We start from the raw sequence: 26,626 nt of genomic DNA on the forward strand, positions 1-26,626 counted from the left end.
CGGATACCCTGTGTGGGATGGTCCCCCTTTGGTTCACGCTCTCCGCGCTGTGCTTCGTCGGCGCGGGCGTGTTGCTGTACGTCGACCTTGATCGACGCCGCGGCCGCAGCAGGCGCCGCAAATCCTGGGCGCGATCGCACGGGTTCGACTACGAGCGGGAATCGGCCGACATCCTCAAGCGCTGGAAGCGTGGTGTGATCTCGACGGTGGGCGACATCGCCGCCGAGAACGTGGTGCTCGGTCAAATCCGCGGCGAGGCCGTGTACATCTTCGACCTCGAGGAGGTCGCCACCGTGATCGCGCTGCACCGCAAGGTGGGCACCAACGTGGTCGTGGACCTGCGCCTTAAGGGCTTGAAAGAGCCTCGGGAGAGCGACATTTGGCTGTTGGGCGCGATCGGCCCGCGGATGGTGTACTCCACCAACCTGGACGCCGCCCGGCGGGCGTGTGACCGCCGCATGGTCACCTTCGCGCACACCGCGCCGGACTCCGCCGAGATCATGTGGAACGAGCAGAACTGGACGCTGGTCGCCATGCCGATCACCAGCACCCGAACCCAGTGGGACGAGGGCCTGCGCACCGTGCGGCAGTTCAACGACCTGTTGCGGGTGCTGCCGCCGCTGCCGGAGGAGACCCAGCAGGAGGCGGGCGCGCCCGTCCGTAACGCGGCGCCGAGCCGCCCGCTGGCGCCCGCCGGCCGCGCGGAGCTGCCGCCCCGGCGCCCCCAGCAAGACGTCGCCGGGCTGCTGGGCTCCGATGTTCAAGCGTCGGCGCGCCGGCCGGCCGAGCCGATCCGCCGCGAGCAGCGCGGCACGGACGCCGTTCGCCGGCCGCCGCCGGCGGGGCGCAACGGCCACCAGGCCACCAACTATCAGCACTGACGGCGCGCCGGGCGCCGGGTTGGCGGCGTGGCCGCCGTCATTAGGATGTCGCTCATGCCTCGTCCCGTAGCCCTGATCACCGGCCCCACGTCCGGAATCGGCGCCGGCTACGCGCGACGCTATGCGAACGACGGCTACGACCTGGTCCTGGTCGCCCGCGACGTCGACCGGTTGACGGACCTGGCCGGCGAACTGCAGGGCCGGGCCGGCAACATCGAGGTGCTGCCCGCCGACCTGGCCGACGCCGCCGGCCGGGACGCGGTGTGCGAACGCCTGTCCCAAGGGGTGCGCGTCCTGGTGAACAACGCCGGCTTCGCCACCTCCGGCGACTTCTGGGCCACCGACCCCGCGCTGCTGCAGTCCCAGCTCGACGTCAACGTCACCGCGGTCATGCACCTCACCCGCGCGGCCCTGCCGGCCATGCTCGAAGCCGGCGCCGGCACCGTCATCAACATCGCCAGCATCGCCGGGCTGGTGCCCGGGCGCGGCTCCACCTACTCCGCGTCCAAGGCGTGGGTGATCTCGTTCAGCGAGGGCCTGTCCGTCGGCCTGCAAGGCACCGGCGTCGGGGTGCACGCCGTGTGCCCGGGCTACGTGCACACCGAGTTTCACGCCCGCGCGGGGATCGACATGGCCAAGTCGCCGTCGTTCATGTGGCTCGAGGTGGACGACGTGGTGAACCAGAGCCTGGCCGACATCGCGCGCGGCAAGGTGATCAGCATCCCCGGCCTGCAATACAAGGCGATCATCGCCGCGGAGCGGATGATCCCGCGGACCCTGATGCGGGCCGTGACCAAGCGAATCGGCGGCGGCCGTGGCCGGACCTGACCCGCATGCCGCGCTCGCCGACTTGCGCGCGGAGCTGGCCGACCTGGTGCGCCGCTTGTCGGTGGTGCACGGCAAGGTGACGCTGTCCTCGGGCAAGGAGGCCGACTACTACGTCGACCTGCGCCGCGCGACCCTGCATCACCGGGCCTCGGCCTTGATCGGCACGCTGATGCGCGACCTCACCCACGACTGGGATTACGCGGTGGTCGGCGGGCTGACCCTGGGCGCCGACCCGGTCGCCACGGCCGTCATGCACGCGCCGGGGCGCCCGATCGACGCGTTCGTGGTTCGTAAGTCAGCGAAAACCCATGGCCTGCAACGCCTTATCGAGGGCTCGGAGGTTGCCGGTAAGCGGGTGCTGGTCGTCGAGGACACCAGCACCACGGGCGCGTCGGCGCTGACCGCGGTGCGCGCCGTCCAGGAGGCCGGCGGGTACGTGGTCGGCGTGGCCACGGTCGTGGACCGCTCGACCGGCGCCGCCGAGGCCATCGAGGCCGAGGGCCTGCCGTACCGCAGCGTGCTGGGCCTCGCCGATCTGGGGCTGGGCTAGGCCGTCGTCGCTGTGCGCACCTTCCTTGCGATGGCGGCCTGCCTGCTGGTGCTGCTGATGGGCTGCTCGGGCCCCGGCCAGCCGGTCCGCCCCTACGGCGCCCAGGGCGCGCGGTTCGGGGAATCGCTTTCGCTGCTGGGCTGGAACATGGCGGTGTCGAACCTGCGCTGGGACGGCGACTACGTGCTGGTCGACGTCGACGGCTCCGCGGCGAACCCGCAGGCGCCGCACGCCAAGCCGGAGGACATCCGGTTCGGCCTCTACGGCGCGCTGTCGCATCCGATGGAGTCCAACGGGCTGGGCAGTTGCGACCGGCCGACGGGCAAGGCGCCCGACGTCCGCGCGCCGCTGTCGGCTTCCGGCGACCGGCTCGCCGGGACGGTTTGCCTTGGGCCGCTTAAGGATCGCAGCCAGGTCCGCGGCGTCTACAGCTACTCGCCGCGCGACCGGATCCCGAACAGCTCGGCGGCCTACCCGGCCGCGTTCCCGGTGGGGCTGATGCCCACCAACGCTAACGACACCGGCCTGTCGGTGAAGACCGTCAGCCTGTCGGCCTGGCGCGCCGACGGGGCCCCGATGACCAAGGCGCAGCTCGGCGATCCCGCGGCGTTCAACGGCAACGGCTACATGCTGCTCGGCCTGGAAGCCGACGGGCTCGCCGCCCGGTATCGCGACGAATCGGCCCACCGCGGCGGCCCACTGATGCTGCTCGCGTCGCCGACGCTGCCCGGCGCCGGGCTGAACCCGGCGTGCTCGGCGTACGGGTCGTCGGTGCTGATCCTGCCCGACGCCTCGCTGGACGCGGTGCACGTCAGCGCGTCGCTGTGCACGCAGGGTGAGATCAACGAGGCGCTGCTCTACGCGACAGTGGCGGTCGACGGCACGCACGCCGGGGTGTGGACACCGCGATGAGCGAACCGGGGCCCGGGCCGACCGAATGGGCCGCACCCGCCGCCGGGGTGGGGCCGTGGCCGGGTGAGCCGCCCGACGACCCGCGGTATGACCCGGTCCTGTTGCGCGAGGGCGACACTCGCAACGTCGTCGACGCCTACCGGTACTGGACGCGCGAGGCGATCATCGCCGACATCGATCGGCGCCGCCATCCGCTGCACGTGGCGATCGAAAACTTCGGGCACGACGCCAACATCGGTTCGGTGGTGCGCACCGCCAACGCCTTCGCGGTGCACACCGTGCACATCGTGGGCCGGCGGCGGTGGAATCGCCGCGGCGCCATGGTGACCGACCGCTATCAGCGGCTGTGTCATCACGACAGCACGGAAGAACTGCTGGGCTTCGCCGCCGATGCCGGGCTGACGGTGGTCGCGGTGGACAACGTCCCGGGGGCGACGCGGCTCGAAGAGACCGCGCTGCCGCGGGAGTGCCTGCTGGTGTTCGGTCAGGAGGGCCCGGGCATCACCGACGACATCCGGGCGGGCGCCGCGATGGCGGTGTCGATCGCCCAGTTCGGCTCGACCCGCAGCATCAACGCCGGCGTCGCCGCCGGCATCGCCATGCACGCCTGGATCCGGCAACACGCGGACCTGTCAGACGCGTGGTAGCTGCGTCCGTTTTCCCGTCTTTTCTCCTGCCGCATCGAATGTGCGCTCCCGGCGGGGATTCTCGGCGTGTCGCCGCCATGGGCGCACACGCAAAGCCAACGCTGCACACGCGAAGAGGGTTGGCCCGTCGTCCCGGAATCTGATATCGCCCGCGCTATCAAATCCGCGGACCACATGGCGTCCGGAGATTGGCGCTGCGGCTGAGTCCAAATCCGCTCAGCTCCACAGCGTCACGTGCACCTTCGGCCGAAACCGCGTGACGCCCACGCCGGATCCGCGGATCATCGCCTGCGTGCAGCGCGGGGTGGTGATGAAGCGGACCAATTCGGAGACCGCGGGCTGACGGGCCGACGGCGCCAACGTCGCCGCGCACCACTCGCCCGACCGGTCCAGCCCCGGGCCGTGCACGTGTGCCAGCCGCCCGCCGGCCAGGTCCTTGGCGACCGCGAAGCCGATGGTCAACGTGACCCCGCCGACCCGCTGCACCTCCTCCAGGGCGGCCGCGTCGCTCTGGAATATCCGCTGCTGCGACTCGGGAATTGCCAAGTCGCGCAACATGGTTGCGATCTCGCCGTCCACGCCGCCGGCCGAGGGGCCGAGCATCCACTGCTGCTGGCGCAGCAACGCGGGCGTCGGAACGCCAAGCGCCAGCGGGCTTTTGGGCGCCGCGACGGCGATGATCTGATACTTCAGGAAGGGGCGGACGAACAGCGCGTCGTCGGCACCGATCGAACTCTCGCCGGCCGGGCCGATCGCGATGTCCACCGCGCGCGAACAGATCAGGTCCCGAAACCGGCTCGTGGGATGCACGCTCAGCTCGACCGACAGGTCGTCGGCACGCGACGAGAAGAGCTCGATCAGCCCGGGCGCGGCGTGTTCGGCGAACGCGGTGGACGCGGCGATCCGCAGCAACCGGCGCCCGTGGGCGGCCTCGGTGACTTCGATGGCGGTTTGCTGTTGCAGGCCCAGGATTTCGACCGCGCGGCTGGCCAGCCGCAGCCCGCCGGGCGTGAACGCCAACCCGGAGCCGGTCCGGGTGAACAACGGGTCGTCGAGCTCCTTGCGCAGCGCCGTCACGAGCATCGACACGCCGGCGTCGGAAACACCCAGCTCGGCGGCCGCCGCCCGCACCGAGCCGAGGCGAACCACCGCCGAAAAGGCCCGAAGTTGAGCCGGGGTCATGGAGTCAGCCTAATTTAAAAGGGTGCGTGACGTGCTTGCCCAGCTGATGTCGATCTGGCGTGCCGGCGACACCGCGGGGCTCGGCACGGTGGTGCGCACCTTCCGGTCCGCGCCGCGCCCGCCGGGCGCCGCGATGGTGGTCGCACCGGACGGCTCGGTCACCGGGTCGGTGTCGGGCGGCTGCGTGGAAGGGGCGGTCTACGACCTCGCGACCGAGGCGGCGCAAACCGGCGCGCCGCGGCTGGAACGCTACGGCGTCAGCGACGACGACGCGTTCGCCGTCGGGCTGACGTGCGGCGGCGTCATCGACGTGTTCGTCGAGCCGGTCTCCCGCGCGTCGTTCCCCGAGCTGGGCGGCGTGGCCGACGACATCGCCGAGCGCCGCGCGGTGGCCACCGCCACCGTCATCGCCCACCCGGATCCCGCATGGGTCGGCCGCCGGGTGGTGATCCGGCCCGACGGGATGGCGGGGTCGCTGGGTTCGGCGCGCGCCGACGCCGCGGTCGCCGACGACGCGCGCGGCCTGCTCGCGCTGGGTCGCAGCGAGGTGCTCAAGTACGGGCCCGACGGGCAGCGGCTCGGCGACGGCATGGAGGTGTTCGTGTCGAGCTACGCGCCGCCGCCGCGGATGCTGGTGTTCGGGGCGATCGACTTCGCCGCGGCGTTGGCGCGGCAAGGTTCGTTCCTCGGCTACCGGGTCACCGTGTGCGACGCCCGCCCGGTCTTCGCCACCCGGGCGCGGTTCCCGACGGCCGACGACGTCGTCGTCGACTGGCCCCACCGTTACCTCGCCGCCCAGGCCGAGGCGGGCGCCATCGACCGGGACACGGTGATCTGCGTGCTGACCCACGACCCGAAGTTCGACGTGCCGGTGCTCGAGGTGGCGCTGCGGCTGCCCGAGGTCGGCTACGTCGGGGCGATGGGGTCGCGCCGCACCCACGACGACCGGATGATCCGGCTCAAGGCCGCCGGGCTGACCGACGCCGAGCTGAGCCGGCTGTCCAGCCCGATCGGTCTGGACCTCGGCGCGCGCACCCCGGAGGAGACCGCGGTGTCGATCGCCGCCGACATCATCGCCAGCCGCTGGGGCGGCGGGGGCCGGCCCCTGGCCCATATCGTCGGCCGGATCCACCACGACGCGCAGGTAGACGACGACTTCACGACGAGTTCAGGGATTACTTAACTCGCTATTGACGCCCATGTCAGGGCGGCTGACACTGTGGCGCATGCAAGTACCCGGACCCTTCGAATACGAACGTGCGACCAGCGTCGACCACGCCATCGGACTGCTGGATCGGTTGGGGGAAGGGGCGCGCGTCGTCGCCGGCGGGCACAGCCTGCTGCCGATGATGAAGCTGCGCATCGCCAACCCCGAATACCTCGTCGACATCAACGACCTCGCGCTCGAGCTCGGCTACGTGATCACCGATCCGACGCTGGTGCGCATCGGCGCGATGACCCGGCACCGGGAGATCCTGGAGTCCGACACCCTGGCCGCGGTCTGCCCGATCTTCCGCGACGCCGAGCGCGTGATCGCCGACCCGGTGGTGCGCAACCGCGGCACCCTCGGCGGCTCGCTGTGCCAGGCGGATCCGGCCGAGGACCTGTCGACGGTATGCACGGTGCTGGACGCGGTGTGCCTGGCCCGCGGGCCGTCCGGTGAACGCGAGATCGCGATCGATGACTTCCTGGCCGGACCGTACGAGACCACGCTGGCCCCCAACGAGATCCTGATCGAGGTCCGAATCCCGGTGCGGCACAATAGTTCCAGCGCATACGCCAAGGTGGAGCGCCGAGTGGGTGACTGGGCGGTCGCGGCCGCGGGGGCGGCGCTGACCCTGGACGGCGACCAGATCGCCGGCGCGCGTGTGGATTTGACGGCGGTGAATTCCGATCCCGGCGGCCTGGCCGAGTTGTCGGCGGCGCTGGTCGGCCAACCGGCCACCGAGAGCGTCTTCGCCGACGCGGGGCGGCGCGCCGCGCAGGCCTGTGACCCGGCCACCGATGTCCGCGGCAGCGCCGAATACAAGCGGCACCTGGCCTCGGAGTTGACCATTCGCACGCTGCGCACCGCCGCCGAGCGGGTGCGCGCAGAAGGGAACTGACCATGCAGGTGAACATGACGGTCAACGGCGAGCAGGTGAGCGCCGACGTCGAGCCCCGGATGCTGCTGGTGCACTTCCTGCGGGATCAGCTGCGGCTCACCGGGACTCACTGGGGTTGCGACACCAGCAACTGCGGCACCTGCGTGGTCGACGTCGACGGCGTGCCGGTCAAATCCTGCACCATGCTCGCCGTGATGGCCTCCGGCCACAGCGTCCGGACGGTCGAAGGGCTGGCGGTCGACGGCCGGCTGGACCCGGTGCAGGAGGGGTTCATGCGCTGTCACGGGTTGCAGTGCGGGTTCTGCACGCCGGGGATGATGATCACCGCCCGGGCGCTGCTCGACCGCGATCCCGACCCAGACGAGCAGACCATCCGCGAGGCGATCTCCGGGCAGATCTGCCGCTGCACCGGATACACCACGATCGTGCGGTCCATCCAATGGGCGGCCCAGCACAGTTCGGTGGAGGCCGGATCATGACCACCTTTAAAGAGGGGGCATCAAGGCCGCCGTCGCCCGAAGACACCGCGGACAACGACCAAAAGCCTTGCGGCCACGGCCGGATGCTGCGCAAGGAGGATCCGCGCTTCATCCGCGGCCGCGGCACCTACGTCGACGACGTGGCGCTGCCGGGCATGCTGCACCTGGCCATCCTGCGCTCGCCGTACGCGCACGCCCGCATCGCGGGCATCGACGTGACCGCCGCGATGGCGCACCCGAAGGTCAAGGCGGTGGTGACGGGCGCGGACCTGGCCGAGAAGGGCCTGGCCTGGATGCCGACGCTGTCCAACGACGTGCAGGCGGTGCTGGCCACCGACAAGGTGCGGTTCCAGGGGCAGGAGGTGGCGTTCGTCGTTGCCGAGGACCGGTATTCGGCGCGTGACGCGCTGGAGCTGATCGACGTCGATTACGACCCGCTGGATCCCGTCGTCGACGTCCGCACGGCGCTCGATCCGTCGGCGCCCGTCATCCGCACCGACCTCGAGAACAAGAAAGACAACCACATCTTCGACTGGGAAACCGGTGACGCCGCCGCCACCGAGGCGGCGTTCGCGCGCGCCGACGTGGTCGTCAAACAGGAGATCGTGTACCCGCGGGTGCACCCTGCGCCGATGGAAACCTGCGGCGCCGTGGCCGATCTGGACCCGGTGACCGGCAAGCTGACGCTGTGGACCACCTCGCAGGCGCCGCACGCGCACCGCACCCTGTACGCGTTGGTGGCCGGGCTGCCCGAACACAAGATCCGGGTGATCTCGCCGGACATCGGCGGCGGCTTCGGCAACAAGGTGCCGATCTATCCCGGCTACGTGTGCGCCATCGTCGGCTCGCTGCTGCTGGGCAAGCCGGTGAAATGGATGGAGGACCGCAGCGAGAACCTGACCTCCACCAGCTTCGCCCGCGACTACATCATGGTCGGCGAGATCGCCGCCACCAGCGACGGCAAGATCCTGGCCCTGCGCTCCAACGTGCTCGCCGACCACGGCGCCTTCAACGGCCAGGCGGCGCCGACGAAATACCCGGCCGGGTTCTTCGGCGTGTTCACCGGCAGCTACGACCTCGACGCCGCCTACTGCCACATGACCGCGGTGTATACGAACAAGGCGCCCGGCGGGGTGGCCTACGCGTGCTCGTTCCGCATCACCGAGGCGGTGTACTTCGTCGAGCGGCTGGTCGACTGCCTGGCCTTCGAGCTGAAGATGGACCCGGCCGAGCTGCGGCTGCGAAACCTGTTGCGGCCCGAGCAATTCCCGTACCAGAGCAAGACCGGCTGGACGTACGACTCGGGCGACTACGAGGCCACCATGCGCAAGGCGATGGACATGATCGGCTATCAGGCGTTGCGCGAGGAGCAGAAGGAGCGGCGGGCGCGCGGCGAGCTGATGGGCATCGGCATGGCCTTCTTCACCGAGGCCGTCGGCGCGGGCCCCCGCAAGGACATGGACATCCTGGGCCTGGGCATGGCCGACGGGTGCGAGCTGCGGGTGCACCCGACCGGCAAAGCCGTTGTGCGGCTGTCGGTTCAGACCCAGGGGCAGGGCCACGAGACGACGTTCGCGCAGATCGTCGCCGAGGAGCTGGGCATCCCGCCCGACGACATCGACGTGGTGCACGGCGATACCGACCAGACCCCGTTCGGGCTGGGCACCTACGGCAGCCGGTCCACGCCGGTGTCGGGCGCGGCCGCGGCGCTGGTGGCCCGCAAGGTGCGCGACAAGGCCAAGATCATCGCGTCGGGGATGCTCGAGGTGTCGGTCGCCGACCTGGAGTGGGAGAAGGGCTCGTTCCACGTCAAGGGCGACCCGTCGGCGTCGGTGACGATCGCCGACATCGCCATGCGGGCCCACGGGGCCGGCGACCTGCCCGAGGGCATCGAGGGCGGCCTGGACGCCGAGGTCTGCTACAACCCGGAGAACCTGACCTACCCGTACGGCGCGTATTTCTGTGTGGTGGACGTGGATCCGGGCACGGCGGTGGTCAAGGTGCGCCGCTTCCTGGCGGTCGACGACTGCGGCACCCGGATCAACCCGATGATCATCGAGGGTCAGGTGCACGGCGGCATCGTCGACGGCATCGGCATGGCCCTGATGGAGATGATCGCGTTCGACGCCGACGGCAACTGCCTGGGCGGATCGCTGATGGACTACCTGATCCCCACCGCGGTCGAGGTGCCCCACCTGGAGACGGGACACACCGTGACGCCCTCGCCGCACCACCCGATCGGGGCGAAGGGCATCGGCGAATCGGCCACCGTGGGCTCGCCGCCCGCCGTCGTGAACGCGGTGGTGGACGCGTTGGCGCCGTTCGGGGTTCGGCACGCCGACATGCCGCTGACCCCGTCGCGGGTGTGGGAGGCCATGCAGGGCAGGGCGAGGCCCCCGATTTAGGCGCCGCGACGATGCAGAGCGAGGAACGAGCGATGAGGTGGGGGTACCTCCCGCGTGCGGGGGAGAGGGGCGCAATCATTTGATGACCATCAGCGAACGGGCCCAGCAACTACTGGCCGCGCGCACGCCGTTCGTGCGCGCGACCGTGGTGCGCGCCCAGCCGCCCGCCTCGGCGTACCCCGGCGACGAGGCGATCCTGTTGGCGGACGGCACCATCGAGGGTTTCGTCGGCGGCCAGTGCGCGCAGAACTCCGTCCGCAAGGCCGCGCTGGGCGCGCTGCAAGCGGGCGAAAGCGTGCTGCTGCGGGTGCTTCCCGACGGCGACGTCCACTTTCCCGAGGCGCCCGGCGCCTGCGTCGTCGTCAACCCGTGCCTGTCCGGCGGGTCGCTGGAGATCTTCCTGACGCCGCAGCTGCCGCCGCCGATGATCCGGGTCTACGGCGAGACGCCGATCGCCGACGCCCTGGCCCAGGTGTGCGCGGTGCTCGGCTACGAAACCAGCCGAGACGGCGAGCTCGCCGACGCGACCGCCATCGTGATCGCCAGCCACGGCGGGCCGGAGGCCGACATCATCCGCGCCGCACTGGACCACGGCGTCGGCTACATCGGCCTGGTCGCCAGCAGGGTGCGCGGCGCCTCGATCCTGGACACGCTCGGACTCTCCGACGCCGAGCGGGCCCGCGTCCACACCCCGGTCGGGTTGCGCATCGGCGCCAAGACCCCGGCGGAGATCGCGGTGTCGATCGCCGCCGAGCTGATCGCCGGCATCCGCGCCGGCGACGTCGCCCCCGCCGTTGCCGTACCGGCCCCGGCCGAGGCGGTCGACCCGGTCTGCGGGATGACCGTGCGGATCGGCCCGGCCGCCGAGCACCTGCGGCTGGCCGGCACCGACTACTGGTTCTGCGGGCCGGGCTGCCGCACGGCGTTCGCGGGGAAAGCCGGCGCATGACCCCTGCGGTGTTCAGCGACGTCGACGACGTGATCGCCCGGTTCGACGCGCGGGACTACCTGCTGGACGTCGGGACCGCGTCCGCGATCTACCTGGCGGTCACGCTGGGCCGCCCCCTGCTGCTGGAGGGCGAGCCGGGCGTCGGCAAGACCACCGCCGCGAAAACCCTTGCGGGCGTGCTGAATACCCCGCTGGTACGGCTGCAATGCTACGAGGGGCTGACCGCCGGCGAGGCGCTGTACGACTGGAACTACCAGCGCCAGCTGCTGTCCATCCGGCTGGCCGAAGCCCAGCACACGGAGATCGCCGAGGCCGACCTGTACACCGAGGCCTACCTGGTCGACCGGCCGATCCTGCGCTGCGTGCGCCACCGCGGACCCACCCCGCCGGTGTTGCTGATCGACGAGATCGATCGGGCCGACGACGAATTCGAGGCGCTGCTGCTCGAGTTCCTCGGCGAAGCCGCCGTCACCGTGCCCGAACTGGGCACCTTCGTCGCCGAACGCCCGCCCGTCGCGGTGCTGACCTCCAACCGCAGCCGCGACCTGCACGACGCGCTGCGCCGCCGCTGCCTGTACCACTGGATCGACTACCCCGACGCTGCGCGGGCCGCCGCGATCGTGCGGCGCACGGTCCCGGGCGCCGCAGCCGCGCTGATCGAACACGTCACCCAGTTCGTCGGCGCGGCAAGGGATCTCGACCTGGACAAGCCACCGGGCGTGGCCGAGACGATCGACTGGGTCGCCGCCCTGGTGTCGCTCGGCGTCGCCGACCTGGTGGACCCCGCCGCGGTGGTCAGCCTGGGGGCGCTGGCCAAGACCCCCGACGACCGTACGCTGATTCGCGACGCGTTCATGGAATACAGCCGCACCTGAGAGGACCCCGGGATGAAGATCGCCAACCAGTTCACCGTCAGCGCGCCCATCGACCAAGCCTGGGACGTGCTGTGCGATCTGGAGCAGGTGATCCCGCTGATGCCCGGCGCGCAACTCACCGGCCACGAGGGGGAGGACTACGCCGGCAAGGTCAAGGTCAAGGTGGGGCCGGTCACCAGCGAGTTCAGCGGCAAGGTGCGCTTCGTCGAGCAGGACCCCGGCCAGCACCGCGCCGTCATCGACGCCAAGGGCAAGGAGACGCGCGGCACCGGGAACGCGGCCGCGACGGTCACCGCCCAGCTGCAGGCGGAGGGCGACAAGACCAACGTCACCGTGGACACCGACCTGAAGATCGTCGGCAAGCTGGCCCAGTTCGGCAGCGGCATGCTGCAGCAGGTGTCCGAGAAGCTGCTGGGGCAGTTCGTCGAGTCGCTCGAGGCCAAGCTGGCCGCCGAGACAGCCACCCCCGCCACGCCCGAGGGCCCCGCGCAGGTCGGGCGCGTCCCGGAGCCGCAACACGCCGCCCCGGCCGCCGAGCCCGAACCCATCGACCTGCTCGAGCTCGCCGGGGCCGACCAGCTCAAGAAGTACGCCCCGCTGCTGCTGGCCGCGCTGGCCGGGCTGGTGCTGGGCTGGTTGCTCGGCCGGAGGCGTTAGCGACCCGTGGGCACGCCGGTGCTGTTGCGGGGCGTCGACCTGGCGGCGTTCGCGGCGGCACTGGTCGCGCGATTGCGCGCCGCCGGCGTCCACGTCTCCGCCGGGGGCCCGGCCGGCTTCGTGCAGGCGCTGCGAAAGCTGCTGCCCGACAACACAACCGCGCTGTATTGGGCGGCCCGGGTGACGCTGGTCAACCGGATGGAGGATCTGGGCGCCTTCGACACCGTCTTCGCGGAGGTCTTCGGCGCCGCCGCCCCCGACGGCACCGGCCGCCGCGCCCCGTCCCTGCCGCTGCCGGGCCCGAAGACGCCCGCGGCCGGCACCCTGCGCCCGGCCGGCGGCGCGTCCGCTTCCGCCCAGGGCGTGCCCTGGGTGACGCGGACGCAGGCCACCGCCGACGACGCGGCGGGCCCGAGCCTGCTGCTGCCGGACGTGCTGCCCAGCCGGATCGCGGCGCTGGCCGACGAACCGTTCGACCGCTTCGACGCCGGGGACCTCCGCCTGCTCGGCGGCTGGCTGGAGGCGACCGTCGCCCGCTGGCCGCGGCGGCGCAGCCGGCGATTCGAGCGCAGTCCCGCCGGCAAACGGATCGACCTGCGGGCCACGATGAACGCGTCGCGCAGCACCGGCTGGGAAGCGATGGCCCTGGCGCGAACCCGGCCGCGGCGCCGGGCCCGGCGGGTCGTCCTGGCCTGCGACGTGAGCCGCTCGATGCAGCCGTACGCCACGGTGTACCTGCATCTGATGCGGGCGGTGTCGCGCCAGGCCGGCACCCGCCCCGAGGTTTTCGCCTTCTCGACCTCGCTGACCCGGCTCACGTCGGTACTCGCGCACCGATCCGCCGAGGTGGCGCTGCAGCGGGCCAACGCCAAGGTCGCCGACCGCTACGGCGGCACCTTCATCGGCCGCAGCGTCAACGGGCTGCTGGCTCCGCCCCACGGCAACGCGCTGCGCGGCGCCGTGGTCATCATCGCCTCGGACGGCTGGGACAGCGATCCCCCCGACGTGCTCGCGCACGCGATGGCCCGGCTGCGGCGCCGCGCCGAGTTACTGGTCTGGCTCAATCCCCGTGCGGCGCAAGGTGATTTCCGGCCGCTGGCCGGCTCGATGGCGGCGGCCCTGCCGTATTGCGATCTATTCCTTCCGGCGCACTCGCTGGCGGGGATACGGCAATTGCTGCTCGCGTTGTGTCTTTGAGGGCGACCCCCGAGCGGCCGAGTTCGCGGGCGCCGGCGACCAGCGCGGCGGTGACCGCCGCGGCGGCCGGGTAGCCCAGGCCGTCGGGCGGATGGATGTTGGAGACGCAGTTGCGGTCGGCGTCGGTGCGCCCCGGGGCCGGCCGGTGTGTCAGGTAGATGCCCAGGCTGTCGGCGACCGAGAGCCCCGGCCGTTCACCGATGAGCACGAGAACGGTTGTGACGCCGAGGGCTTGACCGATGTGGTCGCCCAGCGCGACGCGCGCCTGGGTCGCGACGACCACCGGGGCGGTGGTGTATCGGCCGTGGAATTCACCCACCAGCGCCTCGACCATCCCCGCGGCGTGGTCGGTCAGCGCGCGGGGCGAGAGGCCGTCGGCGAGCACAATGCCGATGTCCGCCTTGGTTTTCGGCAGACCAGACAGGTCGGCCGGGCTGCGGCCGAGGTCGGGCCGGCGCAGGTATTCGCCGCGCGAGGCGGCCCGGCTGCGCACCCGCAGCGGCTCCTCGATGCCGACGGCCGTGAGCCGCTGGACGAGGTCGTCGACGTCGAGCGGTTCGTGCACGGCGTCGCGTGCCGCGGCGTGCGCGGCCTGGAACTCGAGGACGCGCCGGGTCGGCAGCGAGTCTCCCGCCCGCCCCAGCCCGATCCGCGCCCGCGTGGTCGCCCGCAGCGGAGCCCAGACGTTCGGGGGTTCGGGATCGGTCATCAGCCGGCTGCGAGCGCGCGCAGCGGCGACGTCGCGGGGTCGACGGGCAGGATCCGGCCCTTGGCGTCGGCCATGCCCAGGCCGGCCAGCCATGCTTCGAATTCGGGAGCGGGCCGCAGCCCCAACGCTTTTCGCACGTACAGCGCGTCGTGAAAGGACAGGCTCTGATAGCCGAGCATGACGTCGTCGGCGCCGGGAACGGTGATGACGAACGCGGTGCCCGCCACGCCGAGCAGGGTGAGCAGCGTGTCCATGTCGTCCTGGTCGGCCTCGGCGTGGTTGGTGTAGCAGACGTCGACGCCCATCGGCAGGCCGAGCAGTTTCCCGCAGAAGTTGTCCTCGAGCCCGGCGCGGATGATCTGCTTGCCGTCGTAGAGGTACTCCGGCCCGATGAATCCGACCACGGTGTCGATCAGCAGCGGCTGCAGCGCCCGGGCCACCGCGTAGGCCCGCGCCTCCAGCGTCTGCTGATCGACGGGCCTGTCACCCACGCCGAGGTGGGCCCCGGCCGACAGCGCCGCACCCTGCCCCGTCTCCAGGTACATGACGTTGTCGCCGACGGTCCCGCGGTTCAGCGAGCGGGCGGCCTCGTTGGCCTCCAGCAGCATCGGAATCGAGGTCCCGAACGAGGCGTTGGCGCCCTCGGTGCCGGCGATCGACTGGAAAACCAGGTCGACCGGCGCGCCGCGCTCGATCAGCTCCATCGTCGTCGTGACGTGGCACAGCACGCACGACTGCACGGGGATCGCGAACCGCTGCCGGATGTCGTCGAGCAGGTGCAGCAGGTCGGAGGCCGCGTGCGGCGAATCCGTCGCCGGGTTGATGCCGATCACCGCGTCGCCGCAGCCCATCAGCAGCCCGTCGAGCAGCGCGGCGGCGATCCCGCGCGGGTCGTCGGTGGGGTGGTTCGGTTGCAGCCGGGTGGCCAGCGTGCCCGGCAACCCGATCGTGGTCCGGAAGGAGGCGGTCGCCGTCGCCGCGGCGGCCACCAGAATCAAATCCTGGTTGCGCATGATCTTCGACACCGCGGCAACCATTTCCGGCGTCAGCCCCGGGGAGACCGCGGCGAGCCGCGCCGCGCCGTCGTCGCGGGACGCCGCGTCCAGCAGCCAGTCGCGGAACCCGCCCACGGTCAAGCCGGCGATCGGGCCGAACGCGTCGCGGTCGTGGCCGTCGATGATGAGCCGGGTGACCTCGTCGGTCTCGTATGGCACCACCACGTCGGTGAGGAACGTCGCCAGGGGGATGTCGGCCAGCACCCACGCGGCCGCGGCCCGCTCGGCGTCCGAGCCGGCGGCGCAGCCCGCGAGCTGGTCGCCGGAGCGCAGCGGCGTCGCCTTGGCCATCACGTCGACCAGCCCGTCAAAGGTGTGCGTGGTCCCCGAAATCGTTTGCCGGTAGCGCATATATCAGCGTAGGCCACCGCCGCCCGTTGATTGCGTCGACTTCGCCGGTGCCGATGCCGTCGCGTTTCAGCGTGCGGCCTGGGCGGTGACACGCCGGTGCGGGCCGCCCTGGGCGCACCCGCGAGTCCCAGAACGCACGCTCAGCGCGGACGCGGGTGTGAGGCAGGATCGGGGAGTATGGATCAGCTGTGGGTCAACCGGGCGGCCAGCTCCGAGGCCGCCGTCACGCAACGGCACCTCAGGCGCCTCTGGGGGCTGCCCGCAACGCAGCTGGGCGTGGTGGCGTGGCCGTCGACGCGGCGCGACCGGATGTTCGGCACCTGGCACTACTGGTGGCAGGCGCACCTGCTGGACTGCCTGGTCGACGCGCAGCTGCGCGACCCGCAGCCCCAGCGGCACGCCAGGATCAACCGCCAGGTCCGTTCGCACCGGCTGCGCAACAACTTTCGCTGGACCAACAGCTACTACGACGACATGGCCTGGCTGGCGCTGGCGCTGGAACGCGCCGCCCGGATCGCCGGGGTCGAGCGGCACCGCGCGCTGCCCAGGCTCGCCGATCAATTCCTGACGGCGTGGGTGCCCGAGGACGGCGGCGGCATCCCGTGGCGCAAGCAGGACCAGTTCTTCAACGCCCCGGCCAACGGCCCGGCGGGGATCTTCCTGGCCCGCTACGGCGAGAAGATGCGGCGCGCCCAGCAGATGGCCGACTGGATCGACGAGACCCTGATCGATCCGGAGACGCACCTGGTGTTCGACGGCATCAAGGCCGGCTCCCTGGTCCGCGCCCAGTACACCTACTGCCAGGGCGTGGTGCTCGGCCTGGAAACGGAACTCGCGGCACGCACCCATGACGATCGGCACGCCCCGCGGGTGCATCGGCTGGTCGCGGCCGTCGCCGACCACATGGCCCCGACGGGCGTGCTGACCGGCGCCGGCGGCGGGGACGGCGGGCTGTTCTCCGGCATCACCGCCCGATACCTGGCGCTGGTCGCCACCACCCTGCCGGGGGATTCGGCCGACGACGCCGCGGCCCGCGACACCGCCCGGCGGATCGTGCTGGCCAGCGCGAAGTCGGCGTGGGACTACCGGCAAACGGTGGACGGGCTGCCGCTGTTCGGGCCGTTCTGGGACCGCGACGCCCAACTCCCCACCGCGGACGGCGGGGAGGCGCAATTCGTCGAGGGCGCGGTGAACAGTTCCGAGGTCGCCGAGCGGGACCTGTCGGTGCAGCTGTCGGGCTGGATGCTGATGGAGGCCGCCTGTAACGTCACCGCCGTGAGCGAGACATGAGCAAACTCGACGGCGACTGGATCCCGGACGAGGCAACGCTTGCCGACGCAAACCTCACCCACTTCATGGCGTGGCTGGCCGAGACCGGCCGCGGCCAGTTCGGCGACTACCAGGCGCTGCAGCGCAAATCCGTGGACGACATCGAGTGGTTCTGGGACGCCGTCTGGCACTACTTCGACATCCAGGCGGACAGCCCGCCGCGCGCGGTGCTGGGCAACCGTTCCATGCCCGGCGCCGAGTGGTTCCCCGGCGCCACGCTCAACTACGCCACCGAGATCTTCCGGCACGCCACCGACGAGCGCCCGGCGATGGTCGTCGTCGGCGAGGACGGCGCGTGCGAGTGGTCGTGGGCGCGGCTGCGGCGGGAGACCGGGGCGTTCGCGGCCTACCTGCGCGGCCTCGGGGTGCGGCCCGGGGACGCCGTCGTCGGCTACCTGCCCAACGTCGGCGAGGCGGCCGTCGCCGCCCTGGCCGCCGCCAGCGTCGGCGCCATCTGGGCGGTGTGCAACCAGGACGTGGCCGTCGACGGCGTGATCGCGCGGCTGGGCCAGGTGGAACCGGCCGTGCTGGTGGCCACCGACGGGTCGGTGTATGACGGCAAGCGCATCGACCGGCGCGCGGAGCTGGACGCCATCCGGCGGGCGATGCCCAGCCTGCGGGCCACCGTGGTGGTGCCGCGGCTCGGGCTCGCCATCGACGACGACGCCGTGCCGTGGGCGACGGCGGTCGCCGACGAGGCGCCCCTGGAGATCACGCCCGTGCCGTTCGCGCACCCGCTGTGGGTGATGTTCTCCTCCGGCACCACCGGCAAGCCGAAGGGCATCGTGCACGGCCACGGCGGCACGGTGATCGAGCACCTGAAATACCTGAGCCTGCAGCTGGATCTGCACGCCGGCGAGCGTTTCTTGTGGTACTCGTCGACCAGCTGGATGATGTGGAACCTGCTGCTGTCCGGGCTGCTGGTCGACACCACGATCGTGCTCTACGACGGCAGCCCAACGCATTTGGGCACCGACGCGCTGTGGCGGGTCGCCGCCGACAGCGGTGTCAACGTGCTCGGCGCCGGCGCCGGCTACCTGCTGGCCTGCGCCAAGAAGGGGCTCAAGCCGGGCGAGGCCTACCCGCTGGCCGGGCTGTGCGCCGTGGGTTCCACCGGTTCGCCCCTGCCCGCCTCCGGATTCCGTTGGGTGCAGCAGGGACTCGGCCGCCCGGTGCCGGTGATCTCGATGAGCGGCGGCACCGACGTCTGCACCGCCTTCGTCGGCGGCTGCGCCATCCTGCCGGTGACGGCCGGCGAGCTGTCCTGCATCTGCCTGGGCGCGGCCGTCGAATCCTGGTCCGGCGCAAACCATCCCGTAATCGGTGAAGAGGGCGAGCTGGTGATCACCGAGCCGATGCCGTCGATGCCGGTGTTCTTCTGGAACGACGACGACGGCAGCCGCTACCGCGCCGCCTACTTCGAGAAGTACCCCGGCGTGTGGTGTCACGGCGACTCGATCACCATCACCGACCGGGGATCCGTCGTGGTGCACGGCCGTTCGGACGCCACCCTGAACCGGATGGGCGTGCGGATGGGCAGCGCCGAGATCTACACCGCGGTCGAGGGCATGCCCGAGGTGGGCGACTGCCTGGTGGTCGGTGTCGAGCAGGACGACGGCGGCTACTGGATGCCGCTGTTCGTTGCCCTGGCCGACGGAGCGGAGCTCGACGACGGGTTGCGGTCCAGGATCGTCGCGGCCATCCGCCAGCACGCCTCCCCGCGCCACGTGCCCGACGACATCCTGGCCGTGCCGGGCATACCGCGCACGCTGACCGGCAAGCGGCTGGAGATCCCGATCAAGCGGATCCTGCTGGGCGCCGCGCCGGGCGAGGCCGTGCAGCGAAGTTCGATCGACCGGCCGGAATTGCTAGACGCTTTCGTTGCGTATCGCAGGAGCCGCGTGTCCTGAGTCCGGCTCCGTGGCGGCCGGCCCCCGTCGGCGCGCCCGGTAGCTTCGCACGGCCGCGATGAACGCCGGCATCAGCGACACCACCAGGATCACCAGCAGGATCTTCTGCAGGTTGTGGTGCACGAACGGCACATTGCCCAGGAAGTAGCCCGCCAGCGTCACACCGCCGCCCCACAGGATGCCGCCCACGATGTCGAAGCCCAGGAACACCGGGTAGCGCATGTAGGACACCCCGGCGACCGGGGGGACGAACGTCCGCACGAACGGCGCGAACCGGGCCAGGATGATCGCCCACGGCCCGTATTTCTCGAAGAACGCGTGCGACTCGGTCACGTAGTGCTTCTTGAAGAACCGGGAGTCTTCCTTCTTGAACAGGGCCGGGCCGATCCGCCGGCCGATGAAATAGCCGGTCTGATCGCCCAGTATCGCCACCAGCGCGACGGCGGGGGCCAGCACCCAGATACTCGCGGGCGGGTTCGGGTGCGCGGCCAGCAGGCCGCCCGTGAACAGCAGCGATTCGCCGGGCAGCAGGGGAAACAGCAGCCCGGTCTCGATGAAGACGATGATCAGGATCCCGGGCAGCACCGCGGAGCCGAAGACGCCGTCGGCGCCCAACCAGTACATCGGGTCGAAGATGTGGGGCAGGGCCGTCACGGCGGTGCTGCTCATGATTCCTCAAGATACCGGCTTCGGGGTGAGCCCTTGACCATCCTGGACGATACTGAGTGGACCCGGCCGCAGCAGAGGAGTTCGGAATGCCCATCGCCACGCCCGAGGTGTACGCCGAGATGTTGGGCCGCGCCAAGGAAAACTCGTACGCCTTCCCGGCCATCAACTGCACCTCCTCGGAGACGGTCAACGCCGCCATCAAGGGCTTCGCCGACGCCGGCAGCGACGGCATCATCCAGTTCTCCACCGGCGGTGCGGAGTTCGCCTCCGGCCTGGGGGTGAAGGACATGGTGACCGGGGCGGTGGCGCTGGCCGAGTTCACCCGCGTGATCGCGGCCAGGTACCCGATCAACGTCGCGCTGCACACCGATCACTGCCCCAAGGACAAGCTGGACAGCTACGTGCGGCCGCTGCTGCAGATCTCCGCCCAGCGGGTGGCCGCGGGTCAGGACCCGTTATTTCAGTCGCACATGTGGGACGGCTCGGCCGTGCCGATCGACGAGAACCTGACCATCGCGCAGGAACTGCTCAAGGAGGCCGCTGCCGCCAAGATCGTCCTGGAGATCGAGATCGGCGTCGTCGGTGGCGAAGAGGACGGTGTCGCCCACGAGATCAACGACAAGCTGTACACCACGCCGGAGGACTTCGAGAAGACCGTCGAGGCGCTCGGCCACGGGGAGCACGGCAAGTACCTGCTGGCGGCGACCTTCGGCAACGTGCACGGCGTCTACAAGCCCGGCAATGTCAAGCTGCGCCCCGACATCCTGGACCAGGGCCAGAAGGTGGCCTCGGCCAAGCTGGGGCTGCCCGACGGGTCGAAGCCGTTCGACTTCGTCTTCCACGGCGGGTCGGGCTCGCTGAAGTCCGAGATCGAGGAGGCGCTGCGCTACGGCGTGGTGAAGATGAACGTCGACACCGACACGCAGTACGCGTTCACCCGCCCGATCGCCGGGCACATGTTCAGCAACTACGACGGCGTGCTCAAGGTCGACGGCGAGGTGGGCAACAAGAAGGTCTACGACCCGCGCAGCTACCTCAAGAAGGGCGAGGCCTCGATGAGCGAGCGCGTGGTGGAGGCGTGCGAGGACCTGCACTGCGCCGGGAAGTCCGTCGGCTCAAGCTAGCCGCTCGAGCGTGCGGCTGGCCGCACACTCGCCACCGAACGTGCGGCTGGCCGCACACTCGGCCGGGCGCTCGAGCTAGCCGCTGGGGGACTGGCAGATCTTCCACTGGTCGTCGCGGTACTGCAGGTCCAGGCTGCGGGTGGAACGGACCTGCGGGTCGTAGGCCATGAACGTGGTGACGTTGGCCTCGGCGTGCTGGCCGTTGACCACCACCTGGTCGATGCTGGCGATCACCGGGTACTGCCTGGCCGCCGAGACCCGGCGGTAGGTCTCGTCCCACGAGTGTTCGTCGTAGTCCGCGTAGCCGTCGCGGGTGGTGCCGCAGGTGATGGTGCGCAGCGTCGTCAGGTCGCCCTTCTGGATCGCGGTGTCGAAGCTTTGAATGGTCGTGCGCACCATGTCCTCCTGGGACACCTTCGTGTGCTTGCCGCGGGTGAGCAGCACCGTGCCCAGGATCGCGATAGCGGCCAGCGCCAGCACGATCACCACCAGCGCCAGCACCCAGCCCCAGTTGATCTGCCGGGAGGTGCGCAGCTTTCCACCGAGCCGGGGCGGAATCGATTGCGGCACAGCGGCTTTGGGGGGCATGCCGAACTGTTGGGTCTGACCCTCGGGAGGTGTCGAGAAGACCTCGGTGGCGGGCTCCGGGGTGGTGGCGATCACCGTGGTCTCTTTGGCGTCGAAACCGGGCGCGGTGAAGCGGCGTTCGCGCTGCTGGGCGTCCGCGTCGTCGCCGGAACCTTCCGGGCCGCCGCCCGAATCGGGCCGGATCACCACGGTCTCGGTCTCGGAGTCGCTCGGTACCAGCGGGACGCCCTCGGTCGCGTCTTCGCCTGATTGTGCGGCCCATTCGTGCCCAGGCGCGTTCGGCGTGCCGCCGCGGTCGGGCTCGGGTGGCTGGGGCATGAGTACGGCTGTCCTCCGCTATCGGGTGGGCTAGTTGGAGAGCTTAGCGACCCGCCCCCGTCGATGGGGTGATGGTCGAGGTCCGCCGCCCCGGCGAAATGCGGCAGCTGCAGAATGGGACCCATGACGCCGCCACGAGACCTCCTCGGACCCGACCCGACCCTGTTGCCGGGCGATCCCGACGCCGAGGCGGAACTGCTCGCCGGCGAGAAGCCCGCGATAGTCGCCGCCGCGCACCCGTCGGCGTCGGTGGCCTGGGCGGCGCTGGCCGAGCAGGCGCTGGCCGACGAGCAGGCCATCACGGCGTACGCGTATGCCCGCACCGGCTATCACCGGGGGCTGGACCAGCTGCGCCGGAACGGTTGGAAGGGCTTCGGCCCGGTGCCGTATGCGCACGAGCCCAACCGCGGGTTCCTGCGCTGCGTGGCGGCTCTGGCCCGGGCCGCCGACACGATCGGCGAAGCCGAGGAGTACCTGCGCTGCCTGGACCTGCTCGACGACTGCGACCCCGAGGCGCGGCCCGCGCTGGGGCTCTAGAAGCTTTCCGAACACTCCGCTTCGCCGGGCCCGTCGATCTGCACGGTCGCGTGCTCCAGCCCGCGCGCCGACAACACGGTCCGGGCGTCCTGCAGGACCCGCGCGGAGTCGCCAGTGCTGCGCAGATGCGCGGTGCACATATCCTTGCCGGGCGACAACGTCCACACGTGCAGGTCGTGCACCTCGGTCACGCCGTCGACGGCGCCCAGCGCCGAGCGCAACTCCTCCACGTCGATGTGGGTCGGCGACGATTCGGAGAGGATCCGCAGCGCGTCACGGGCCAGTGAGATCGCCCGCGGCAGTACCCACAGCGCGACCAGCACGGCCACCACCACGTCGGCGTAGGGCCACCGCGTCGTGACGGTGACGATGCCGGCGATCAGCACGCCCAGGCTGCCGACGCTGTCCGCGACCACCTCCATGTAGGCGCCCTTGACCGCCAGGCTCTGCCCGGAGTGCGACCGCAGCAGCAGCGCGACCACCAGGTTGGCGAGCAGCCCGGCCAGCGCGACCACGATCATCGGCACCCCGGGGATCGACGGCGTTTCCTGGAGCCGCTGGATCGCCTCCCACAGAATGAACAGGGCGACCCCCATCAGCAGCCCCGCGTTGGCGACCGCCGTGAACACCTCGGCGCGGTGCCAGCCGTAGGTCCGCGACGGGGACGAGCTGCCCCGGCGGGCCAGGGTGACGGCGGCCAGGCCCATGAAGACGGCGACGACGTCGGTCAGCATGTGGCCCGCGTCGGCGAGCAGCGCGATCGAGTTGATCAGCAACGAGGTGGTCAGCTCGACCACGAAGAACGCCGCCAGGATGGCGGCGGCGGCGATCATCCGCGGGATCAGCCGGGACCCATCGGCCTCGGCGGGACTGTGGTTGTGGCCGGCGCCCATGGCGAGCAATATATGCGGACCCACGCATATATAGCAAGGGTCAGAACCAGCGGCTCCAGAACCGCGTCAGCAGGTTGCCCGCCGACACCAGCCATGTCGGCACCCCGGAGAACTCGAACAGCCAGAGCACGGCCCCGAAGAACCAGTGGCCCGCCGGCAGCAGCAGGAACAGCAGGATGAACAGGCCCCACTGCTTGGCCGGCGCCACCGCGCGCTGGGTCTCGGGGCTCAGGTGCGGTTCGAGCGCGTCGTAGCCGTCCAGGCCCGGGATGGGCAGCACGTTCAGCACGACCGCGGTGAGCTGCAGGAAGCCCAGGAAGGCCACCCCGGCCCAGAGCACCTGGTGGAAGGGGTCGTAGAACAACCGAGTCAGCGTGAGCAGCAGCACCGCCAGCACCAGGTTGGCCGCCGGGCCCGCCAGGCTGACCATGGTGCGCCGCCTCGGCGTCATGAACCACGTCCGCAGGTATACGGCGGCGCCCGGCAGCCCGATGCCGCCTAAGGCGATCACCACCATCGGCAACAGCAGCGACAGCGCCGGATGGCTGTAGCGCCGCGGATCCAGCGTCAGGTAGCCGCGCATCGCGGCGTCGTGGTCGCCGAATCGCCAGGCGGTCACCGCGTGCCCGAATTCATGCAGGCACAGCGACACCAGCCAGCCGGCGATGACGAAGATGAACACCCCGACGTACGCCAGCGGCCGCACGGTGCTGCCGGCAAGCCAGGCCAGCGCACCACCGGCCGCCGTCACGGCTACCAGGGCCAGGAAGAAGGGGCTGGGTCGCACCGATTCGCGCCGGGCGGGCAGGTTCACCGGTCGAAACTATCGGACGGCCCGCCACCCTTCCGTCGACGGGGTTTGGCGCGCTACCGTGCGGCCGGCCGCGCGATGACCTGACTCGCGCGGTTCGCGGCGATCAACGCGCCGGCCGCCGCGGCGATCCGGACCAGATTGAGCCGGTACCAGGTTCGGATTCGAGCGTCCCGTTCCTCCGGTGGCGGCGGGGTGGCGGCAAACATCACCTCGAGGTTCACCGTCCGCACCAGGTAGCCGGTGATGGCCATGCCGGCGATCGAGCAGCACGCCGCCGCGGCTAACCAACGCCTGGCATCGTCGATTTCCCAGCCTTTGCCCACGGCGGCGGCGGTCGTTGCCAGCGTGATCGGCGCGCCTGGCGCGTAGTGGCGCAGCGGACTGCCCGGCCCCAGGAGTGGCGACCGAGGGCTGCTTGCCAGCCGGTCCGGGATCTTCACAACCGCTTCGTAGATGTTGCCGAACAACCAGTGGGCGTGGCCGAGCTGGGCCACGCCCAGCAGGCAGGCAAGTCGGTTGCGGCGCCGGATTGTTGCTGCCATTGGTGCTCCCTCCACGAGGAGTGGGTCTATAGATAACGACGCGTCGCACGCCCAGAATGTGACCGGGCTGCCGAGCGTCATCGGACCGCCAGCCACCCTTCGACGTTGCGGTAGAACGTCGACCGGCGCGCCGGGCGCGCCGCGGGCACGCCGTCGCGCACCACCGTGACGCCGGTGCTGCCCAGCTGGACCGCGCGGCCGGCCACCCAGCGGCGCCAGCCCGTCAGCGCGCGGGCGCGCAGGCCCGGCACGGACAGCGTCGGCTCGACGTCGACGGCGGGGGCGGCCCCGTCGAACAACACCGCGTCGTCGACGACCGCCTCGCCCCGGATGGCCGGCTCGCCATCGGGGGGCCTCCACCCGGCCCGGCCGACGACCACCACCCCGGTCTCGTCGCGAACCAGGATCACCCGCCGCGCGGAACCCCGCACGGCTCGTCGCGCCGCGCGCCGCCCGGCCGGCAGGCGGTAAATCCGGGTCGCGCGGGTGCGCCGGCGCGGCACGTAGGCCACCTCGATGTCGAGTCGGTCCGCACGCAGCAGCCGGGTCAGGACGGCGGCCAGGTCGGCGTCGGCGCCGACGACCACCAGCCGCCGGTACGGGCCGATCGCGGTGTCGAAATCGGCCGGGTAAACCGGGAGGCCGATCAGCGGGCGGGGAACGCGGCGATCGCCGAACGGCAACACCGCAACGTCGCGATCCTCTTGCCTCACCAATACCCTTGTCTTTCAACATCTTCCGTTTGCTCTGCGGCAGCAGCCACTGGGAGCCCGAAGATCTCGTCATCACGACACAGTCACAACATCATCTCGGACTGCGAAACTTGTTGCGCCACCGCGTGCTAACGGCCGGATACTTTACTCCTGCCACGGGGTCAACGGATGGGTGGCCAAGGGAACGGAGAACTGCCATTCGCCGACTCACCGCCTTCTCAACCGCGCGAACCGCGTCGCCCGCTTCCGGTGCCGGCCCCACGCGCCTCCAGTGCTGACGAGTCAGCTCCGCCGTGTTGGCGCCGTAACGGTTTCGGCTGTCCTGCTGTGCGTTGCGCAGGCGACGGCCTCGGCCGACGAATCGATCGTGATCGACTTGGTGCGGCACGGCCAGTCGGAGGGCAATGCCGCGCGCGTGATCGATACCGCCGTGCCCGGAACGGTGCTCACTGCGCTCGGCCAGCAACAGGCGCAGACCATCGCCAACGCGCTGGCCGCGCAGGGTCCGTTCGCCGGGATCTTCGCGTCGCAGCTGACCAGGACACAGCAGACCGCGGTGCCGTTGGCGGCCGCGTTGGGGACGAACGTGCAGGTGCTGCCCGGGCTCAACGAGATCGACGCCGGCGTCTTCAACGGGCAACCGCAGTTCAGTCTTGCGGGGCTGGCATACCTGCTAGGCCCGGTGGCGTGGTTGTTGGGACTGCGCATCGTGCCGATGCTGGCTCCGGGCTCCACCGACACCAACGGATTCGAATTCCACAAACGCTTCAACGGCGCGCTGCAGACGATGTACGGCAACGCGGCGACCGACGCGGGTCGGTTCAACGACTCCCTGCAAACGATCTACGGCGCCGCCATGGCCAACCCGGTCCGGGACGCGGGCGGCAAGATCACCGAAGTGGCGTTCTCCAGCGAGTTCGCCATCGGCGTCGGGACGATGATGAGCGTCAGAAACCCCGATCCGCTGCTCCTGCTTTTCGACCCGCTGCCCAACGCCGGCGTCGTGGTGATCCGTGGCAACCCGCACGATGGCTGGATGCTGGTCAGTTGGAACGGGAAACCGGTGTGGCCGGGCTGGGCGGCCAAGCGGCCCGATCGCGACCCCAAGCAGCCCCTCTGCCTGATGTTGGACGCACCGACCGCCGGCGGTGTATGCGCTGCCAAACCGCACGTGACGCCGTGAGCCGCGGCCGTGCGGGACACGAGTCGCGATCAAACGGCCCTTGGCGGGGGTGCGCCGCTCCCCGACGTTTAGGATCGCCACGTGAGCGCGTCAAGCAAAGATGCCTCCAGCTACGCCCACGGTCCCGGGGCGCTCAACCGAGACCCTGGTGCGGGCCGGCAGCTCGAGCCACCGGGTGATGCCGCAAGCCGTTGCAGCGCAGCAGGATACGGTGCGTTGCCAGT

Annotated in this window: 26 protein-coding genes and 1 pseudogene; 18 read left to right on the top strand and 9 right to left on the bottom strand. The window is 70.9% G+C overall.

Annotated elements, in window-relative coordinates:
* Window positions 1-17: 17 nt before the first annotated feature.
* The 5 genes from ttfA to BRW65_RS10980 are packed head-to-tail and all read left to right on the top strand — an operon-like array spanning window position 18 to window position 3,818.
* Window positions 18-881: a trehalose monomycolate transport factor TtfA gene (gene ttfA, locus BRW65_RS10960; RefSeq protein WP_073874420.1), complete on the top strand. Its 864-nt coding sequence runs from the start codon at window positions 18-20 to the stop codon at window positions 879-881.
* A gap of 54 nt (window positions 882-935) precedes the next feature.
* A complete protein-coding gene (locus tag BRW65_RS10965) occupies window positions 936-1,709 on the top strand; it encodes an SDR family NAD(P)-dependent oxidoreductase (protein ID WP_073874727.1) in 774 nt (257 codons plus the stop codon).
* 22 nt (window positions 1,710-1,731) lie between these two features.
* Window positions 1,732-2,259 carry an orotate phosphoribosyltransferase gene (gene pyrE, locus BRW65_RS10970; RefSeq protein WP_139273016.1) on the top strand — a complete coding sequence of 176 codons (528 nt, stop codon included), beginning with the start codon at window positions 1,732-1,734 and terminating at the stop codon, window positions 2,257-2,259.
* Between the two features lie 12 nt (window positions 2,260-2,271).
* A complete protein-coding gene (locus BRW65_RS10975; RefSeq protein ID WP_073874424.1) occupies window positions 2,272-3,171 on the top strand; it encodes a hypothetical protein in 900 nt (299 codons plus the stop codon).
* Complete coding sequence (locus tag BRW65_RS10980) at window positions 3,168-3,818, top strand: TrmH family RNA methyltransferase (protein ID WP_073874729.1); 651 nt, start codon at window positions 3,168-3,170, stop codon at window positions 3,816-3,818. Before BRW65_RS10975 ends, BRW65_RS10980 begins: the two co-directional genes overlap by 4 nt.
* Window positions 3,819-4,034: 216 nt before the next feature.
* On the opposite strand, the gene BRW65_RS10985 is transcribed toward BRW65_RS10980, so the two are convergent.
* Window positions 4,035-5,000 (bottom strand): LysR family transcriptional regulator, encoded by a 966-nt coding sequence (locus BRW65_RS10985; protein ID WP_073874426.1) that lies wholly within the window; start codon window positions 4,998-5,000, stop codon window positions 4,035-4,037.
* 22 nt (window positions 5,001-5,022) lie between these two features.
* On the opposite strand from BRW65_RS10985, the gene BRW65_RS10990 reads away from it, so the two are divergent.
* From BRW65_RS10990 to BRW65_RS11025, 8 genes are all read left to right on the top strand, one after another.
* Window positions 5,023-6,183 carry an XdhC family protein gene (locus BRW65_RS10990; RefSeq protein ID WP_208611791.1) on the top strand — a complete coding sequence of 387 codons (1,161 nt, stop codon included), beginning with the start codon at window positions 5,023-5,025 and terminating at the stop codon, window positions 6,181-6,183.
* Between the two features lie 43 nt (window positions 6,184-6,226).
* Window positions 6,227-7,105: an FAD binding domain-containing protein gene (locus BRW65_RS10995; protein ID WP_073874428.1), complete on the top strand. Its 879-nt coding sequence runs from the start codon at window positions 6,227-6,229 to the stop codon at window positions 7,103-7,105.
* Between the two features lie 2 nt (window positions 7,106-7,107).
* Window positions 7,108-7,584, top strand: a complete 477-nt coding sequence (locus BRW65_RS11000; RefSeq protein ID WP_073874430.1) for a (2Fe-2S)-binding protein — start codon at window positions 7,108-7,110, stop codon at window positions 7,582-7,584.
* Window positions 7,581-9,989, top strand: a complete 2,409-nt coding sequence (locus tag BRW65_RS11005) for an aerobic carbon-monoxide dehydrogenase large subunit (RefSeq protein WP_073874432.1) — start codon at window positions 7,581-7,583, stop codon at window positions 9,987-9,989. Before BRW65_RS11000 ends, BRW65_RS11005 begins: the two co-directional genes overlap by 4 nt.
* An 82-nt stretch (window positions 9,990-10,071) precedes the next feature.
* Window positions 10,072-10,938, top strand: coding sequence for an XdhC family protein (locus BRW65_RS11010; protein WP_073874434.1), 867 nt, complete (start codon window positions 10,072-10,074; stop codon window positions 10,936-10,938).
* Window positions 10,935-11,813 (top strand): AAA family ATPase, encoded by an 879-nt coding sequence (locus BRW65_RS11015; protein WP_073874436.1) that lies wholly within the window; start codon window positions 10,935-10,937, stop codon window positions 11,811-11,813. The genes BRW65_RS11010 and BRW65_RS11015 overlap by 4 nt, the downstream gene beginning before the upstream one ends.
* A 12-nt stretch (window positions 11,814-11,825) precedes the next feature.
* A complete protein-coding gene (locus BRW65_RS11020; RefSeq protein ID WP_073874438.1) occupies window positions 11,826-12,470 on the top strand; it encodes an SRPBCC family protein in 645 nt (214 codons plus the stop codon).
* 6 nt (window positions 12,471-12,476) lie between these two features.
* A complete protein-coding gene (locus BRW65_RS11025; RefSeq protein WP_073874440.1) occupies window positions 12,477-13,667 on the top strand; it encodes a vWA domain-containing protein in 1,191 nt (396 codons plus the stop codon).
* On the opposite strand, the pseudogene eutC reads toward BRW65_RS11025, so the two are convergent.
* A pseudogene (eutC, locus tag BRW65_RS11030) lies at window positions 13,642-14,376 on the bottom strand (ethanolamine ammonia-lyase subunit EutC); the annotation flags it as partial. The gene BRW65_RS11025 and the pseudogene eutC sit on opposite strands and share 26 nt — an antisense overlap.
* A complete protein-coding gene (locus tag BRW65_RS11035; protein ID WP_073874444.1) occupies window positions 14,376-15,782 on the bottom strand; it encodes an ethanolamine ammonia-lyase subunit EutB in 1,407 nt (468 codons plus the stop codon). The gene BRW65_RS11035 and the pseudogene eutC, both read right to left, overlap by 1 nt.
* Window positions 15,783-15,959: 177 nt before the next feature.
* On the opposite strand from BRW65_RS11035, the gene BRW65_RS11040 reads away from it, so the two are divergent.
* Both BRW65_RS11040 and BRW65_RS11045 read left to right on the top strand, forming a co-directional pair.
* Window positions 15,960-17,072, top strand: coding sequence for a glycoside hydrolase family 76 protein (locus tag BRW65_RS11040; RefSeq protein WP_073874446.1), 1,113 nt, complete (start codon window positions 15,960-15,962; stop codon window positions 17,070-17,072).
* Window positions 17,069-19,021: an acetoacetate--CoA ligase gene (locus BRW65_RS11045; protein WP_073874448.1), complete on the top strand. Its 1,953-nt coding sequence runs from the start codon at window positions 17,069-17,071 to the stop codon at window positions 19,019-19,021. Before BRW65_RS11040 ends, BRW65_RS11045 begins: the two co-directional genes overlap by 4 nt.
* On the opposite strand, the gene BRW65_RS11050 is transcribed toward BRW65_RS11045, so the two are convergent.
* Window positions 18,980-19,690 (bottom strand): DedA family protein, encoded by a 711-nt coding sequence (locus BRW65_RS11050; protein ID WP_073874449.1) that lies wholly within the window; start codon window positions 19,688-19,690, stop codon window positions 18,980-18,982. The two genes, BRW65_RS11045 and BRW65_RS11050, sit on opposite strands and share 42 nt — an antisense overlap.
* 86 nt (window positions 19,691-19,776) lie before the next feature.
* Between BRW65_RS11050 and fbaA the strand changes: the two genes are divergently transcribed.
* Window positions 19,777-20,814 carry a class II fructose-bisphosphate aldolase gene (gene fbaA, locus BRW65_RS11055; RefSeq protein ID WP_073874451.1) on the top strand — a complete coding sequence of 346 codons (1,038 nt, stop codon included), beginning with the start codon at window positions 19,777-19,779 and terminating at the stop codon, window positions 20,812-20,814.
* A 75-nt stretch (window positions 20,815-20,889) separates the two neighbouring features.
* Here the strand turns inward: fbaA and BRW65_RS11060 are convergent, their stop codons facing one another.
* Window positions 20,890-21,720: a hypothetical protein gene (locus BRW65_RS11060; protein ID WP_073874453.1), complete on the bottom strand. Its 831-nt coding sequence runs from the start codon at window positions 21,718-21,720 to the stop codon at window positions 20,890-20,892.
* A gap of 123 nt (window positions 21,721-21,843) precedes the next feature.
* Here BRW65_RS11060 and BRW65_RS11065 point away from each other — a divergent pair, with 123 nt between their 5' ends.
* Window positions 21,844-22,257 carry a DUF3151 domain-containing protein gene (locus BRW65_RS11065; RefSeq protein ID WP_073874733.1) on the top strand — a complete coding sequence of 138 codons (414 nt, stop codon included), beginning with the start codon at window positions 21,844-21,846 and terminating at the stop codon, window positions 22,255-22,257.
* On the opposite strand, the gene BRW65_RS11070 is transcribed toward BRW65_RS11065, so the two are convergent.
* From BRW65_RS11070 to BRW65_RS11085, 4 genes are all read right to left on the bottom strand, one after another.
* Entirely contained in the window at window positions 22,254-23,150 is an 897-nt protein-coding gene (locus tag BRW65_RS11070; protein WP_073874456.1) for a cation diffusion facilitator family transporter, read from the bottom strand. The genes BRW65_RS11065 and BRW65_RS11070 overlap by 4 nt on opposite strands.
* Window positions 23,151-23,190: 40 nt before the next feature.
* The gene (locus tag BRW65_RS11075; RefSeq protein ID WP_073874458.1) at window positions 23,191-23,964 is read right to left on the bottom strand and encodes a site-2 protease family protein; all 774 of its coding nucleotides are present in this window, start codon (window positions 23,962-23,964) and stop codon (window positions 23,191-23,193) included.
* A gap of 53 nt (window positions 23,965-24,017) precedes the next feature.
* Window positions 24,018-24,506, bottom strand: coding sequence for an anthrone oxygenase family protein (locus BRW65_RS11080; protein ID WP_073874460.1), 489 nt, complete (start codon window positions 24,504-24,506; stop codon window positions 24,018-24,020).
* A gap of 77 nt (window positions 24,507-24,583) precedes the next feature.
* Complete coding sequence (locus BRW65_RS11085; RefSeq protein WP_073874462.1) at window positions 24,584-25,219, bottom strand: peptidase M50; 636 nt, start codon at window positions 25,217-25,219, stop codon at window positions 24,584-24,586.
* A 271-nt stretch (window positions 25,220-25,490) separates the two neighbouring features.
* On the opposite strand from BRW65_RS11085, the gene BRW65_RS11090 reads away from it, so the two are divergent.
* Window positions 25,491-26,402, top strand: coding sequence for a histidine phosphatase family protein (locus BRW65_RS11090; protein WP_073874464.1), 912 nt, complete (start codon window positions 25,491-25,493; stop codon window positions 26,400-26,402).
* Window positions 26,403-26,626 lie beyond the last annotated feature (224 nt).

It is taken from the genome of Mycobacterium paraffinicum, from assembly GCF_001907675.1.
Taxonomy (GTDB): Bacteria; Actinomycetota; Actinomycetes; order Mycobacteriales; family Mycobacteriaceae; genus Mycobacterium; species Mycobacterium paraffinicum_A.

Excerpts from the sequence above, each read along its gene's own strand:
- ttfA (WP_073874420.1), top strand. The coding sequence starts at position 18 with ATGGTCCCCCTTTGGTTCACGCTCTCCGCGCTGTGCTTCGTCGGCGCG.
- BRW65_RS10965 (WP_073874727.1), top strand. The coding sequence starts at position 936 with ATGCCTCGTCCCGTAGCCCTGATCACCGGCCCCACGTCCGGAATCGGC.
- BRW65_RS10980 (WP_073874729.1), top strand. The coding sequence starts at position 3,168 with ATGAGCGAACCGGGGCCCGGGCCGACCGAATGGGCCGCACCCGCCGCC.
- BRW65_RS10985 (WP_073874426.1), bottom strand. The coding sequence starts at position 5,000 with ATGACCCCGGCTCAACTTCGGGCCTTTTCGGCGGTGGTTCGCCTCGGC.
- BRW65_RS10995 (WP_073874428.1), top strand. The coding sequence starts at position 6,227 with ATGCAAGTACCCGGACCCTTCGAATACGAACGTGCGACCAGCGTCGAC.
- BRW65_RS11000 (WP_073874430.1), top strand. The coding sequence starts at position 7,108 with ATGCAGGTGAACATGACGGTCAACGGCGAGCAGGTGAGCGCCGACGTC.
- BRW65_RS11005 (WP_073874432.1), top strand. The coding sequence starts at position 7,581 with ATGACCACCTTTAAAGAGGGGGCATCAAGGCCGCCGTCGCCCGAAGAC.
- BRW65_RS11010 (WP_073874434.1), top strand. The coding sequence starts at position 10,072 with ATGACCATCAGCGAACGGGCCCAGCAACTACTGGCCGCGCGCACGCCG.
- BRW65_RS11015 (WP_073874436.1), top strand. The coding sequence starts at position 10,935 with ATGACCCCTGCGGTGTTCAGCGACGTCGACGACGTGATCGCCCGGTTC.
- BRW65_RS11020 (WP_073874438.1), top strand. The coding sequence starts at position 11,826 with ATGAAGATCGCCAACCAGTTCACCGTCAGCGCGCCCATCGACCAAGCC.
- BRW65_RS11035 (WP_073874444.1), bottom strand. The coding sequence starts at position 15,782 with ATGCGCTACCGGCAAACGATTTCGGGGACCACGCACACCTTTGACGGG.
- BRW65_RS11040 (WP_073874446.1), top strand. The coding sequence starts at position 15,960 with ATGGATCAGCTGTGGGTCAACCGGGCGGCCAGCTCCGAGGCCGCCGTC.
- BRW65_RS11045 (WP_073874448.1), top strand. The coding sequence starts at position 17,069 with ATGAGCAAACTCGACGGCGACTGGATCCCGGACGAGGCAACGCTTGCC.
- BRW65_RS11050 (WP_073874449.1), bottom strand. The coding sequence starts at position 19,690 with ATGAGCAGCACCGCCGTGACGGCCCTGCCCCACATCTTCGACCCGATG.
- fbaA (WP_073874451.1), top strand. The coding sequence starts at position 19,777 with ATGCCCATCGCCACGCCCGAGGTGTACGCCGAGATGTTGGGCCGCGCC.
- BRW65_RS11060 (WP_073874453.1), bottom strand. The coding sequence starts at position 21,720 with ATGCCCCAGCCACCCGAGCCCGACCGCGGCGGCACGCCGAACGCGCCT.
- BRW65_RS11065 (WP_073874733.1), top strand. The coding sequence starts at position 21,844 with ATGACGCCGCCACGAGACCTCCTCGGACCCGACCCGACCCTGTTGCCG.
- BRW65_RS11070 (WP_073874456.1), bottom strand. The coding sequence starts at position 23,150 with ATGGGCGCCGGCCACAACCACAGTCCCGCCGAGGCCGATGGGTCCCGG.
- BRW65_RS11080 (WP_073874460.1), bottom strand. The coding sequence starts at position 24,506 with ATGGCAGCAACAATCCGGCGCCGCAACCGACTTGCCTGCCTGCTGGGC.